The following is a 12,658-nucleotide window of genomic DNA, read 5'->3' as shown; positions in this document are numbered from 1 at the left end:
CTCCGTCTCCGGAGCCTTATTAGCACAGCGTTAGCCTATTGTCATCAGGCTGGCATTACCGCCTGCCGCCGCGGTGTTGACGCTGAGCGAGCGCTCCACGTACAGACGCTCCAGCAGCAGGTTGGTTTCCCCGCGCGCAAAGCCCTGCACGGAAACGATGGCGCCGCTGCGGGCCGCAACCTGCTCGCACAGTTCGCGCAGCTGATCGGAATCACCGTGGTAGATCACCGCATCAAACGGCTGGGTCAGCAGGCTATCGGCTTTCGCGAAGCGAATGCGGGCCGAGACCGCCTTCGGCAGCTGTTTGGCGAGATCGCGATGCAGGGCATCTTCCGGCCACAGCACTTCACAGCCGGTTGCCATGGCGGCGGCCAGCTGCACCAGCGCGTCCTGCTCGTTATCGGCCACGCACAGCACGCGCTCGCGCGGCATCAGCGTCCAGGTGTTGCGCTCGCCGGTTGGCCCCGGCAGCAGACGCTGCGTGCCCGCCTGCGCCAGCTCGCCGTACTGCTTCGCGACGGCACGCAGTTCAGGACGTTTTTCTGCCCATGTAATGAGCGCCTCCAGCGGCTGGGTCAGCACGGTTTTCAGCTGCGCATCCACCGGATAGTCCGCATCCTGGCGTGCCAGGGTGACGCCCAGGGCGTTCTCCGGACGGTTCGCCAGCAGACGGTACAGGTAGAGCGGACCGCCCGCTTTCGGACCGGTGCCGGAAAGGCCTTCGCCGCCGAACGGCTGCACGCCCACGACCGCGCCAACCATGTTGCGGTTAACGTACAGGTTGCCCACTTTGGCGCTGCCGGTGACCTGCGCGATAGTCTCGTCGATACGGGTATGCACGCCGAGTGTCAGGCCATAGCCGGAGGCGTTGATCTGCTCAACCAGCTCGTTCAGGTTGTTACGGTTGTAGCGCACCACGTGCAGCACCGGGCCGAAGACCTCTTTTTTCAGCTCGTCGAAGCTTGCCAGCTCAATCAGCGTTGGCGGCACAAAGGTGCCGGTCCGCCATTCGCGGGCATCTTCGCTGTTCTCGCGCACCGCCTGGAACACCGGACGGCCTTTCGCGCGCATGGTCTGAATGTGGTTTTCGATGTTGGCTTTGGCTTCCGCGTCGATCACCGGCCCGATGTCGGTGGTGAGACGGCCCGGGTTGCCCATGCGGCATTCGGCCATCGCGCCGCGCAGCATCTTCAGCGTGTGGTCCGCCACGTCGTCCTGCAGGCACAGCACGCGCAGGGCGGAGCAGCGCTGACCGGCGCTGTCGAACGCGGAGGCCAGCACGTCGACCACCACCTGCTCGGTAAGGGCAGAGGAGTCTACGATCATGGCGTTCATCCCGCCGGTTTCCGCGATGAGCGGCGTAGGGCGGCCCTGCGCATCCAGACGGGTGGCAATGTTGCGCTGCAGCAGAGACGCTACTTCGGTCGAACCGGTGAACATCACGCCGCGCACGCGGTTGTCGGAGGTCAGTTTGGCACCGACGGTTTCACCGCGGCCCGGCAGCAGCTGAACCACGCCCGCCGGCACGCCGGCTTCGAGAAGAATGTTGATGCCCTGCGCGGCAATCAGCGGGGTCTGCTCTGCCGGTTTTGCCAGCACGCTGTTGCCTGCGGCCAGCGCGGCGGCAATCTGGCCGGTGAAGATCGCCAGCGGGAAGTTCCACGGGCTGATACAGACGACCGGACCCAGCGGACGGTGGGTTTCGTTATCGAAATCATCGCGCACCTGACCGGCGTAGTAGTGCAGGAAGTCGACGGCCTCGCGCACTTCGGCAATGGCGTTGCTGAAGGTTTTGCCCGCTTCGCGCACCAGAATGCCGATGAGCGACTGCATCTGATCTTCCATCAGCACCGCCGCGCGCTCCAGAATCGCGGCGCGCTCCTGCGGCGGCGTGGCAAACCAGATAGGGGCGTTGTTCACCGCGCTGTCCAGCGCCTGATCCACTTCCGCTTCGGTCGCTTCACGCGCGTAGCCGACGATATCCTTCGGCTCGGCCGGGTTGATCACCGGCTGCATTTCGCCGTCTGCAACGGGCTGCTCCAGCATCGGTTTGGCCTGCCACTTCTGCAGCGCGCTGTTGAGCAGGGCAGAGGAGAGGGACGCAAGACGGTGTTCGTTGGCGAGATCCAGACCCGCCGAGTTGACGCGGCCTTTGCCGTACAGCTCGCGCGGCAGGGCAATCTTCGGATGCGGCAGGCCAACCTGGCCTTCCTGCGCCGCCATCTTCTCAACGGCCTGCACCGGGTCGGCCACCAGTTCGTCCAGCGGCAGCGTGGTGTCGGCGATGCGGTTAACGAAGGAGGTGTTCGCGCCGTTTTCCAGCAGACGACGCACCAGGTACGCCAGCAGGGTTTCGTGCGTTCCCACCGGAGCATAGATTCGGCATGGGCGGTTCAGCTTGCCGTCCGCCACTTTACCGGTGACCTGCTCGTACAGCGGTTCACCCATGCCGTGCAGGCACTGGAACTCGTACTGGCCCGGATAGTAGTTTTGCCCGGCCAGGCTGTAGATCGCCGCCAGGGTGTGGGCGTTGTGGGTAGCGAACTGTGGATAGATCAGGTTCGGCACGCCGAGCAGCTTTTTCGCACAGGCGAGGTAAGAGACGTCGGTGTAAACCTTGCGGGTATAGACCGGATAGCCTTCCAGCCCTTCCATCTGGGCGCGTTTGATTTCGCTGTCCCAGTAGGCGCCTTTCACCAGACGGATCATCAGGCGACGGCGGCTGCGGCTTGCCAGGTCAATCAGGTAATCAATGACGAACGGGCAGCGCTTCTGGTAGGCCTGGATAACGAAGCCAATGCCGTTCCAGCCTGCCAGCTCCGGCTCGAAGCACAGTTTTTCCAGCAGATCGAGGGAGATCTCCAGACGGTCGGCCTCTTCGGCGTCGATGTTAATGCCGATGTCATACTGGCGCGCCAGCAGGGTCAGGGACTTCAGGCGCGGGTAGAGTTCTTCCATCACCCGGTCGTACTGCGCGCGACTGTAGCGCGGGTGCAGGGCGGAGAGCTTAATGGAGATGCCCGGGCCTTCATAAATACCGCGACCGTTGGACGCTTTACCAATGGCGTGGATCGCCTGCTGGTAAGAAACCATGTAGGCCTGCGCGTCGGCGGCGGTCAGGGCCGCTTCGCCCAGCATGTCGTACGAGTAGCGGAAACCTTTATCTTCCAGCTTGCGGGCGTTCGCCAGCGCTTCGGCAATGGTTTCCCCGGTGACAAACTGCTCGCCCATCAGACGCATCGCCATGTCCACGCCTTTGCGGATCAGCGGCTCGCCGCTCTTGCCGATGATGCGGTTCAGGGAGCGGGAGAGGTTGGCTTCGTTATGGGTGGAGACCAGTTTGCCGGTAAACAGCAGGCCCCAGGTTGCCGCGTTGACGAACAGCGACGGACTGCGGCCAATGTGGGAATGCCAGTTGCCGTTGCTGATCTTGTCGCGGATCAGCGCGTCGCGGGTGGCTTTATCCGGAATACGCAGCAGCGCTTCCGCGAGGCACATCAGCGCCACGCCTTCCTGAGAGGAGAGGGAAAACTCCTGCAGCAGACCCTGAACCATCCCGGCGCGGCCGGTGGCGGTTTTCTGGTTGCGCAGCTTGTCGGCTAACTGATACGCCAGGCTGTGCGCCTGTGCGGCAATGGCTTCCGGCAGGCGAGCCTGCTCCAGCAGCATCGGCACGGCGTCGGTTTCGGCACGGCGGTAGGCGCCGGTAATGGCGGCACGGCTGACGGACTGCGGCAGGATCTGCTCGGCGAATTCGAGGAACGGCTGATGGTTCTCGTCGCCAGCGGCCGGGGCTTCTTCGCTTTCATTCGCCGCGCCGGCCAGCAGGGCAGGCAGCTCCGGCAGGCCCTCATCGCTCTCGAGTCTTTCGAGATAGTTAAAAATCGCCTGCTTAATTAACCAGTGCGGCGTGCGGTCAATGCGGGTTGCTGCGGTCTTAATCCGTTCGCGGGTTGCGTCATCCAGCTTAACCCCCATGGTGGTCATACCCATGCCAAAGCTCCTGTTGTTCTGTAATAGCGTTCTGTTGATAGCGTGAAATATCCACCATGTTGCAACTTTGTGCAACCGTGTTAAATGTGACCTGGTTTGCAACCCGGAAAATGAATGGATTGTTAACGAATGGTTAGCTGGAAAAACGCACTGGCTTTTGTGCAGGAGGCCTGGTTTTATGCGGTAGTTAACACTTTTCAAAGGTGCAACCCGCAAAAGCGTGAGCGAGTGCAACCTATAGGAAACTCGTATCCAACCGGGGATGAAATTGATGTAAATGCAGTGTTAAATCGTTTGTCAGCGGAAGGCGCATACGGCAGGATAGCGCGCCCAACCGAAACACAAGATACATTCACCTCGTTCCGGTGATCATATAACAAGGCAGCCCGGATGGTTGTCGCTCGACATTTTGGAGAATTTGAATGGCTATTAGCACACCGATGCTGGTGACATTTCTCGTTTATATTTTTGGCATGATCCTGATAGGGTTTTTGGCGTGGCGTTCTACAAAGAACTTTGACGACTACATTCTGGGCGGACGCAGTTTAGGCCCGATGGTGACCGCACTCTCTGCGGGCGCCTCCGACATGAGCGGCTGGCTGCTGATGGGGCTGCCCGGCGCGATTTTTATCTCCGGTATCTCGGAAAGCTGGATCGCCATCGGCCTGACCGTCGGCGCATGGATCAACTGGAAGCTGGTGGCAGGCCGTCTGCGCGTGCATACCGAGGCCAACAACAACGCCCTGACGCTGCCGGATTACTTCACCGGACGTTTTGAAGATAACAGCCGCATCCTGCGCATTATCTCTGCGGTAGTTATCCTGCTGTTCTTCACCATCTACTGTGCCTCCGGCATCGTGGCCGGCGCGCGTCTGTTCGAAAGCACCTTCGGCATGAGCTACGAAACCGCCCTGTGGGCCGGTGCGGCGGCGACCATCCTCTATACCTTCGTGGGCGGATTCCTGGCGGTAAGCTGGACCGACACCGTGCAGGCGAGCCTGATGATCTTCGCCCTGATCCTGACTCCGGTGATTGTGATTTTCACCGTTGGCGGCTTTGGCGAATCGCTGGAAGTGATCAAGCAGAAGAGCATCGAAAACGTCGACATGCTGAAAGGGCTGAACTTCGTGGCCATCGTCTCGCTGATGGGCTGGGGTCTGGGCTACTTCGGTCAGCCGCATATCCTGGCGCGCTTTATGGCGGCGGATTCCCACCACACCATCGTTCATGCCCGTCGCATCAGCATGACGTGGATGATCCTGTGTCTGGCAGGGGCGTGTGCGGTCGGCTTCTTCGGCATCGCGTACTTCAACAACAACCCGGCGCAGGCGGGCGCGGTCAACCAGAACGCCGAGCGCGTGTTCATCGAGCTGGCGCAAATTCTGTTTAACCCGTGGATTGCCGGTATTCTGCTCTCCGCAATCCTGGCGGCGGTGATGTCCACCCTGAGCTGTCAGCTGCTGGTTTGCTCCAGTGCGATCACCGAAGACCTTTACAAAGCCTTCCTGCGTAAAAATGCGAGCCAGAAAGAGCTGGTGTGGGTAGGGCGCTTTATGGTGCTGCTGGTGGCGCTGATTGCCATCGCGCTGGCGGCCAACCCGGAAAACCGCGTGCTGGGCCTCGTGAGCTACGCGTGGGCGGGCTTCGGTGCGGCGTTTGGTCCGGTAGTGCTGTTCTCCGTCATGTGGTCACGTATGACCCGTAACGGCGCGCTGGCGGGGATGATCATCGGTGCGCTGACCGTTATCGTCTGGAAACAGTTCGCGTGGCTGGGCCTGTACGAAATCATTCCGGGCTTCATCTTCGGCAGCATCGGCATCGTGGTGTTCAGCCTGCTGGGTAAAGCCCCGTCTGCCTCCATGCAGAAACGCTTTGCTGAAGCCGACGCGCATTACCACACTGCGCCGCCGTCTAAGCTCCAGGCAGAATAATTTTTCTCGCAGCACAATGCAGGCCGGGTGAGCGCAAGCGCACCCGGCTTTTTTCTTGCCAAAATCCGTAATTTCCTGTGATATCCCTGTGCTTATAACAATGAGGATAGCGAAGCATGACAATCAAAACAGGGGTAATGGCAGCGGCACTATTGATGCTAGCTGGCTGCACGGCGCCATCGCAACACGCGGCTGTAGAGACCTGCAAAGCGGATAACCAGATGCAGCAAACCACGCTCTATTTCGGCTTAAATCGTCCTGCCGGGGCGCAAATCACCAGCAACGAGTGGCAGCAGTTTGTTGACCAGGACGTGACGCCGCGTTTCCGCGATGGCTTAACGGTGTTTGACGCGCGCGGGCAGTGGCTGGGGAACGACGGGAAAGTGGCGCGTGAACCCAGCAAAGCGTTGATGCTGATCCACGGTAAAGATGCACAGAGCGAGAAGAACATCGAAGCGTTACGCGGGATTTATAAATCACGCTTCGCGCAGGAGTCGGTGATGCGCGTCGACCAGCCGGTGTGCGTGCAGTTCTAATAAAAACGGCGGGAAATCCCGCCGTTGTTGTTTTGTAGGCCGGGTAAGCGAAGCGCCACCCGGTATTGCATCAGAGCACCAGCCCCGCAAAGCTCGCCGACAGCAGGCTCACCAGCGTCGCGCCGTACACCAGACGCAGACCAAACCGCGACACCACATTCCCCTGCTGCTCGTTAAGGCCCTTTATCGCCCCGGCCACAATGCCGATGGACGCGAAGTTCGCGAAGGACACCAGGAAGACGGATAAAATGCCCAGCCCGCGCGGGGACATCTGATGCGCGATTTTTTGCAGCTCAATCATCGCCACAAATTCATTCGCCACCAGCTTGGTCGCCATAATACTGCCCGCGTTTAAGGCATCACTCAGCGGAATACCCACCAGCCACGCCAGGGGATAAAATACATAGCCCAGGATCTGCTGGAAGCTCATGCCAAATACGCTGGAGAAGAGGGCGTTAATGGCGCTAATAAGGGCGATAAAGCCAATCAGCATGGCCAGAATAATCATCGCCACCTTAAAACCGGCCAGAATATACTCGCCGAGCATTTCGAAGAAGCTCTGCGATTCATGCAGTTTTTCCAGCTTGATATCCGGCTCCGCTTCCGGGCGCGCCGGGTTGATGACGGAGAGAATAATAAAGGTGCTGAACATGTTCAGAATCAGCGCCGCGACGACAAATTTGGCGTCGAGCATGGTCATATAGGCGCCGACAATCGACAGGGAGACCGTCGACATAGCCGTGGCCGCCATGGTGAAGAGACGACGAGAGGAGAGATCGCCCAGCACGCCTTTGTAGGCAATGAAGTTTTCCGACTGGCCGAGGATCAGCGAGCTCACCGCGTTAAAGGATTCCAGCTTGCCCATACCGTTCAGTTTTGACAGCAGCGTGCCGATGACCCGAATAAAAATCGGCAGGATCCGCCAGTGCTGAAGAATACCAATCAGCGCGGAAATAAAAATAATTGGGCAAAGCACGCCGAGGAAAATGAACGCCAGCCCTTTTTCCCCCATTCCGCCAAAGACGAAATTGGTCCCTTCCGAAGCAAATTTCAGCAGTGACTCAAAGAAGCCGGAAACATATTTAATCAGGAATAACCCGCTTTCGGCGTGCAGGAAAAAGAACGCCAGCGCAATTTCAATAACAATCAGCTGTAAAACATAACGAATGCGAATTTTTCGGCGGTCGAAACTTACCAGCCAGGCAAGCGCGAGAATAATGACCAGCGCCAGCAGGAAATGGACAATTTTAAACATAATTAATTTTCACCAGGTGTTTGAGGCAGATATTTAGCCACAGCCCCGTACCAGCGTAAATGGGCATTTTCGTTATAACTTATAAACCTGAACGTAACGTATGTAACTATTACCAGGCTCGGCGTTTACAACTCGTCATCAAAACACCACACATTTCGCTTGTGTTTCTTTCCGCCGTAATGATAATCACTATCACAAGAATTTACCTTTCTTTGCATCAGTTGACCGCGATAAACATTTAAGGTGTCGGCATGTTTGTTCCATTTCTCATTATGTTCCGTGAAGGGCTCGAAGCTGCCCTTATCGTGAGCCTCATAGCCAGTTATCTGAAGCGAACCCAGCGCGGACGCTGGATTGGCGTCATGTGGGTCGGGGTATTCCTTGCCGCGGCACTCTGTCTGGGCCTCGGTATCCTCATCAACGAAACCACCGGGGAGTTCCCGCAGAAAGAGCAGGAGCTGTTCGAAGGGATCGTCGCCGTGATTGCGGTGGTGATCCTCACGTGGATGGTGTTCTGGATGCGTAAAGTCTCCCGTAACGTGAAGGTGCAGCTGGAGCAGGCGGTGGATAATGCGCTGCAAAAGGGCAATAACCACGGCTGGGCGCTGATCATGATGGTCTTTTTTGCCGTCGCGCGTGAAGGCCTGGAGTCCGTTTTCTTCCTGCTGGCGGCGTTTCAGCAGGATGTCGGTATCTGGCCGCCGGTTGGCGCGATGCTCGGGCTGGCAACCGCCGTTGTGCTGGGCTTTCTGCTCTACTGGGGCGGTATTCGCCTGAACCTGGGCGCCTTCTTCAAGTGGACCAGCCTGTTTATTCTGCTGGTGGCGGCTGGGCTGGCGGCAGGGGCGATTCGCGCCTTCCACGAGGCGGGCCTGTGGAACCATTTCCAGGACGTGGCGTTCGACCTCAGCAACGTGCTCTCCACGCACTCTCTGACCGGCACCCTGCTCGAAGGTATCTTCGGCTATCAGGAAACGCCGAGCGTCAGCGAAGTGGCGATGTACTTTATTTATCTGGTTCCGGCGCTGGTGCTGTTCGCAATGCCGCCGCGTACCGGCACACAGGCGTCGCGCGTTACGCCATAATTTTTGTTTTAGTTACAACATACTTTTAAAGGGAAGAGTCATGGCAATTCAGTTCCGTCGTAGTGCGTTATGCGCAGGCATTGCCGCGCTGTTCGCTTCTGCATTCTCCGCCTGGGGCGCGGATGTTCCTCAGGTTAAAGTCACCGTTAATGATAAGCAGTGTGAGCCGATGACCCTCACGGTGAACAGCGGCAAAACCCAGTTTATTATTCAGAACCACAGCCAGAAAGCGCTGGAGTGGGAGATCCTGAAAGGGGTTCTGGTGGTGGAGGAGCGTGAAAACATCGCCCCTGGCTTCAGCCAGAAGATGACCGCCAACCTGCAGCCGGGCGAGTATGAGATGACCTGCGGCCTGCTGACCAACCCTAAAGGAAAGCTGATCGTCAAAGGTGAAGCGACGGCCGATGCGGCGAAAGGTGCTGCGGTGCTGAGCCTGGGCGACGCGATTACGGCGTACAAAGCCTATGTCACGAAAGAGACGGCGGACCTGGCGGCGGCAACCAAAGCCTTTACCGATGCGGTGAAGGCCGGTGATATCGAAAAAGCGAAATCCCTGTATGCGCCAACCCGTCAGCACTACGAGCGCATCGAGCCGATTGCCGAACTGTTCTCTGACCTTGATGGCAGCATTGATGCCCGCGAAGATGATTACGAGCAGAAAGCCGCCGATCCGAAATTCACCGGTTTCCACCGTCTGGAGAAAGCCCTGTTTGGCGACAACTCTACCAAAGGGATGGAGAAATACGCCGCGCAGCTGAACGGCGACGTGCTGGAGCTGCAAAAGCGCATCAGTGAGCTGGCCTTCCCGCCGTCAAAAGTGGTGGGCGGCGCGGCTGGTCTGATTGAAGAAGTGGCCGCGAGCAAAATCAGCGGCGAAGAAGATCGCTACAGCCATACCGATCTGTGGGACTTCCAGGCCAACGTCGACGGCGCGCAGAAAATTGTTAACCTGCTGCGTCCTCAGCTGCAGAAAGAGAACGGCGAACTGCTGGCCAAAGTGGATGCCAACTTCAAAAAAGTCGACACCATTCTGGCGAAGTATCGTACCAAAGACGGGTTTGAAACCTACGACAAGCTGACCGATGCCGACCGTAACGCGCTGAAAGGCCCGATTACCGCCCTGGCGGAAGATCTCTCTCTGCTGCGCGGCGTACTGGGTCTGGACTAAGCACGATGAATAAGCATAACGAGAACGATGTGGTTGAGCCTTCACGTCGTCGATTGTTAAAAGGAGTAGGGGCGCTGGGGGGCGCTCTTGCTCTGGCCGGTGGCTGTCCGGTAGCGCATGCGGCGAAACCGCAGAGCGCGCCCGGCACGCTGTCACCCAATGCCCGCATGGAGACGCAGCCGTTTTATGGCGAGCATCAGTCGGGCATCCTGACGCCGCAGCAGGCGTCCATGATGCTGGTGGCCTTTGATTCGCTGGCCAGCGATAAAGCCGATCTGGAGCGCCTGTTCCGCCTGCTGACGACGCGCATCGCGTTTCTCACCGCCGGTGGACCGGCGCCCGATACGCCGAACCCGCGTCTGCCGCCAATGGACTCCGGCATTCTGGGGCCGTTTATCGCCCCGGATAACCTGACCATTACCGTTTCGCTGGGTGAGTCGCTGTTTGACGCGCGCTATGGGCTGGCAAAACAGAAGCCGAAAGCGCTGCAGAAAATGACGCGTTTCCCGAATGACTCCCTGGACGCGGCGCTATGTCATGGCGACCTGCTCCTGCAGATTTGCGCCAATACTCAGGACACGGTGATCCACGCCCTGCGCGATATCATCAAGCACACGCCGGATCTGCTGAGCGTGCGCTGGAAGCGGGAAGGGTTTATCTCGGACCACGCTGCCCGCAGCAAAGGGAAAGAGACCCCGGTGAACCTGCTGGGCTTTAAGGACGGTACGGCCAACCCGGACAGCAGCGATGCGGCGTTGATGAAAGACGTGGTATGGGTGACGGCGGATCAGGGCGAACCGGCATGGGCGGTGGGCGGCAGCTATCAGGCGGTGCGGATTATCCAGTTCCACGTGGAGTTCTGGGACCGCACGCCGCTGAAAGAACAGCAGACGATCTTTGGTCGCGATAAGCAAAGCGGCGCGCCGCTCGGCATGAAGAACGAGCATGACGTGCCCGACTACGCCAGCGATCCTAATGGCGATACCATCGCGTTGGACAGCCACATTCGTCTGGCCAATCCGCGCACCAAAGAGACGCAGTCCAGCCTGATGATGCGTCGTGGCTACAGCTATTCGCTCGGCGTGACCAACGCCGGTCAGCTTGATATGGGCCTGCTGTTCGTCTGCTATCAGCACGATCTGGAAAAAGGCTTCCTGACCGTGCAGAAGCGGCTCAACGGCGAAGCGCTGGAAGAGTACATTAAGCCTATCGGCGGCGGCTATTTCTTTGCCCTGCCGGGCGTGCGCGATCGGAACGCATACCTCGCTCAAGGTCTTATTGAAGCCTGATAATTGTCCCCGCAACCGTTCGCGGGGACATTATTTTTTCATATGACTATCCTCCTGTTATATTTCTGTAATATTTCTATATGAGACTGATTTCACCTGTAGGGACAGTCTTAAAAGTTGCATTCAGGTAAAATAAATGTTGCATTTATGATAACTCCTGATGTACTTAAGATAAGACAGCGGTAGTTCCCGGCAGTGATGCTGAATCACTATGGAGATCGCGAATGGTTGCGTCCTGTACTGGACAAGGTAAACATAACAACCGCAGCACCCGGCGCGGAGGCTCAGACTCCGGCAGCGATTTCCTCACCACTAAATTCTCCCCCCTTCCTCAAGAATCTGATTCGACCGACGTGCAGAACGGTGCGCGTAGCTGTTCCGTATCGTTATCCGATAAAGCAAGCAATGGCTTACAAGGAAGCCAACCCTCTGATGTTCGTGCGCATAATCGTGCCGAAGCTGGCGCGTGTGATGAATACCAACAACTCAAGGTGCTATCCATGGGAAGACAAAAAGCAGTGATCAAAGCTCGTCGCGAAGCAAAACGTGTGCTGAGACGGGATTCACGTAGCCATAAACAGCGTGAAGAAGAATCGGTCACCTCGCTTGTGCAGATGAGTGGCGTAGAAGCAATTGGCATGGCCCGAGACAGCCGTGATAATTCTCCAATTGTGGCGCGCAATGAGGCTCAGGCGCACTACCTGAATGCTATCGAGAGTAAACAGCTCATCTTTGCAACCGGTGAAGCCGGATGCGGGAAAACCTGGATCAGTGCAGCCAAAGCGGCGGAAGCGCTGATCCATAAGGACGTGGAGCGCATTATTGTTACCCGTCCTGTACTGCAGGCTGATGAAGATCTCGGCTTCCTGCCCGGAGATATTTCGGAGAAGTTTGCTCCGTACTTCAGGCCCGTCTATGACGTGCTGGTGAAGCGACTGGGTGCATCCTTTATGCAGTACTGCCTGCGACCAGAGATTGGCAAGGTGGAAATCGCGCCGTTCGCCTATATGCGCGGACGTACATTTGAAAATGCGGTCGTCATTCTTGACGAGGCTCAGAACGTGACCGCTGCGCAAATGAAGATGTTTTTAACGCGCCTCGGGGAGAACGTGACGGTTATCGTTAACGGCGATATTACCCAGTGTGACCTGCCATCCGGCGTGAAATCCGGGCTGAGCGACGCCATGTCACGTTTTGAGGAAGATGAGATGATTGGGGTGGTACGCTTCACTAAAGAGGACTGCGTGCGTTCCGCGCTCTGTCAGCGCACGCTGCAAGCGTATTATTGAGTTTGCTGTTGTGTTCAAGGCCCGGGAAACCGGGCTTTGTTTTTTGTGCAGGCATGTTGTCGGGTGGCGCTGCGCTTACCCGACCTACAATACCCGTAGGCCTGGTAAGCGC

8 protein-coding genes are annotated in these 12,658 nt (G+C 58.0%); 6 read left to right on the top strand and 2 right to left on the bottom strand.

Annotation, left to right across the window (positions count from 1 at the left end):
* Positions 1-30: 30 nt before the first annotated feature.
* Complete coding sequence (gene putA / locus QMN93_RS21195) at positions 31-3,993, bottom strand: trifunctional transcriptional regulator/proline dehydrogenase/L-glutamate gamma-semialdehyde dehydrogenase (RefSeq protein WP_039261696.1); 3,963 nt, start codon at positions 3,991-3,993, stop codon at positions 31-33.
* A 422-nt stretch (positions 3,994-4,415) separates the two neighbouring features.
* On the opposite strand from putA, the gene putP reads away from it, so the two are divergent.
* Positions 4,416-5,924: a sodium/proline symporter PutP gene (gene putP, locus QMN93_RS21190; RefSeq protein ID WP_039261698.1), complete on the top strand. Its 1,509-nt coding sequence runs from the start codon at positions 4,416-4,418 to the stop codon at positions 5,922-5,924.
* A gap of 116 nt (positions 5,925-6,040) precedes the next feature.
* A complete protein-coding gene (locus QMN93_RS21185; protein WP_028019107.1) occupies positions 6,041-6,460 on the top strand; it encodes a DUF3574 domain-containing protein in 420 nt (139 codons plus the stop codon).
* A 70-nt stretch (positions 6,461-6,530) separates the two neighbouring features.
* On the opposite strand, the gene QMN93_RS21180 is transcribed toward QMN93_RS21185, so the two are convergent.
* Positions 6,531-7,715, bottom strand: a complete 1,185-nt coding sequence (locus tag QMN93_RS21180) for a NupC/NupG family nucleoside CNT transporter (RefSeq protein ID WP_047061548.1) — start codon at positions 7,713-7,715, stop codon at positions 6,531-6,533.
* 251 nt (positions 7,716-7,966) lie between these two features.
* Between QMN93_RS21180 and efeU the strand changes: the two genes are divergently transcribed.
* The 4 genes from efeU (at position 7,967) to phoH (ending at position 12,546) form a co-directional block, all read left to right on the top strand.
* Positions 7,967-8,800 (top strand): iron uptake transporter permease EfeU, encoded by an 834-nt coding sequence (efeU, locus tag QMN93_RS21175; RefSeq protein ID WP_193139018.1) that lies wholly within the window; start codon positions 7,967-7,969, stop codon positions 8,798-8,800.
* Positions 8,801-8,840: 40 nt separating this feature from the next.
* Positions 8,841-9,968, top strand: coding sequence for an iron uptake system protein EfeO (gene efeO, locus QMN93_RS21170; RefSeq protein ID WP_167818226.1), 1,128 nt, complete (start codon positions 8,841-8,843; stop codon positions 9,966-9,968).
* Between the two features lie 5 nt (positions 9,969-9,973).
* Positions 9,974-11,257, top strand: coding sequence for an iron uptake transporter deferrochelatase/peroxidase subunit (efeB, locus tag QMN93_RS21165; RefSeq protein WP_033145174.1), 1,284 nt, complete (start codon positions 9,974-9,976; stop codon positions 11,255-11,257).
* A 500-nt stretch (positions 11,258-11,757) separates the two neighbouring features.
* A complete protein-coding gene (gene phoH, locus QMN93_RS21160) occupies positions 11,758-12,546 on the top strand; it encodes a phosphate starvation-inducible protein PhoH (RefSeq protein ID WP_024908976.1) in 789 nt (262 codons plus the stop codon).
* Positions 12,547-12,658 lie beyond the last annotated feature (112 nt).

The organism is Enterobacter sp. R-1.6.2 (assembly GCF_035064085.1).
GTDB lineage: Bacteria > Pseudomonadota > Gammaproteobacteria > Enterobacterales > Enterobacteriaceae > Enterobacter > Enterobacter asburiae_B.
Note: the sequence above shows the minus strand (reverse complement) of the source record. Positions and strands in the feature narration are given on the sequence as shown.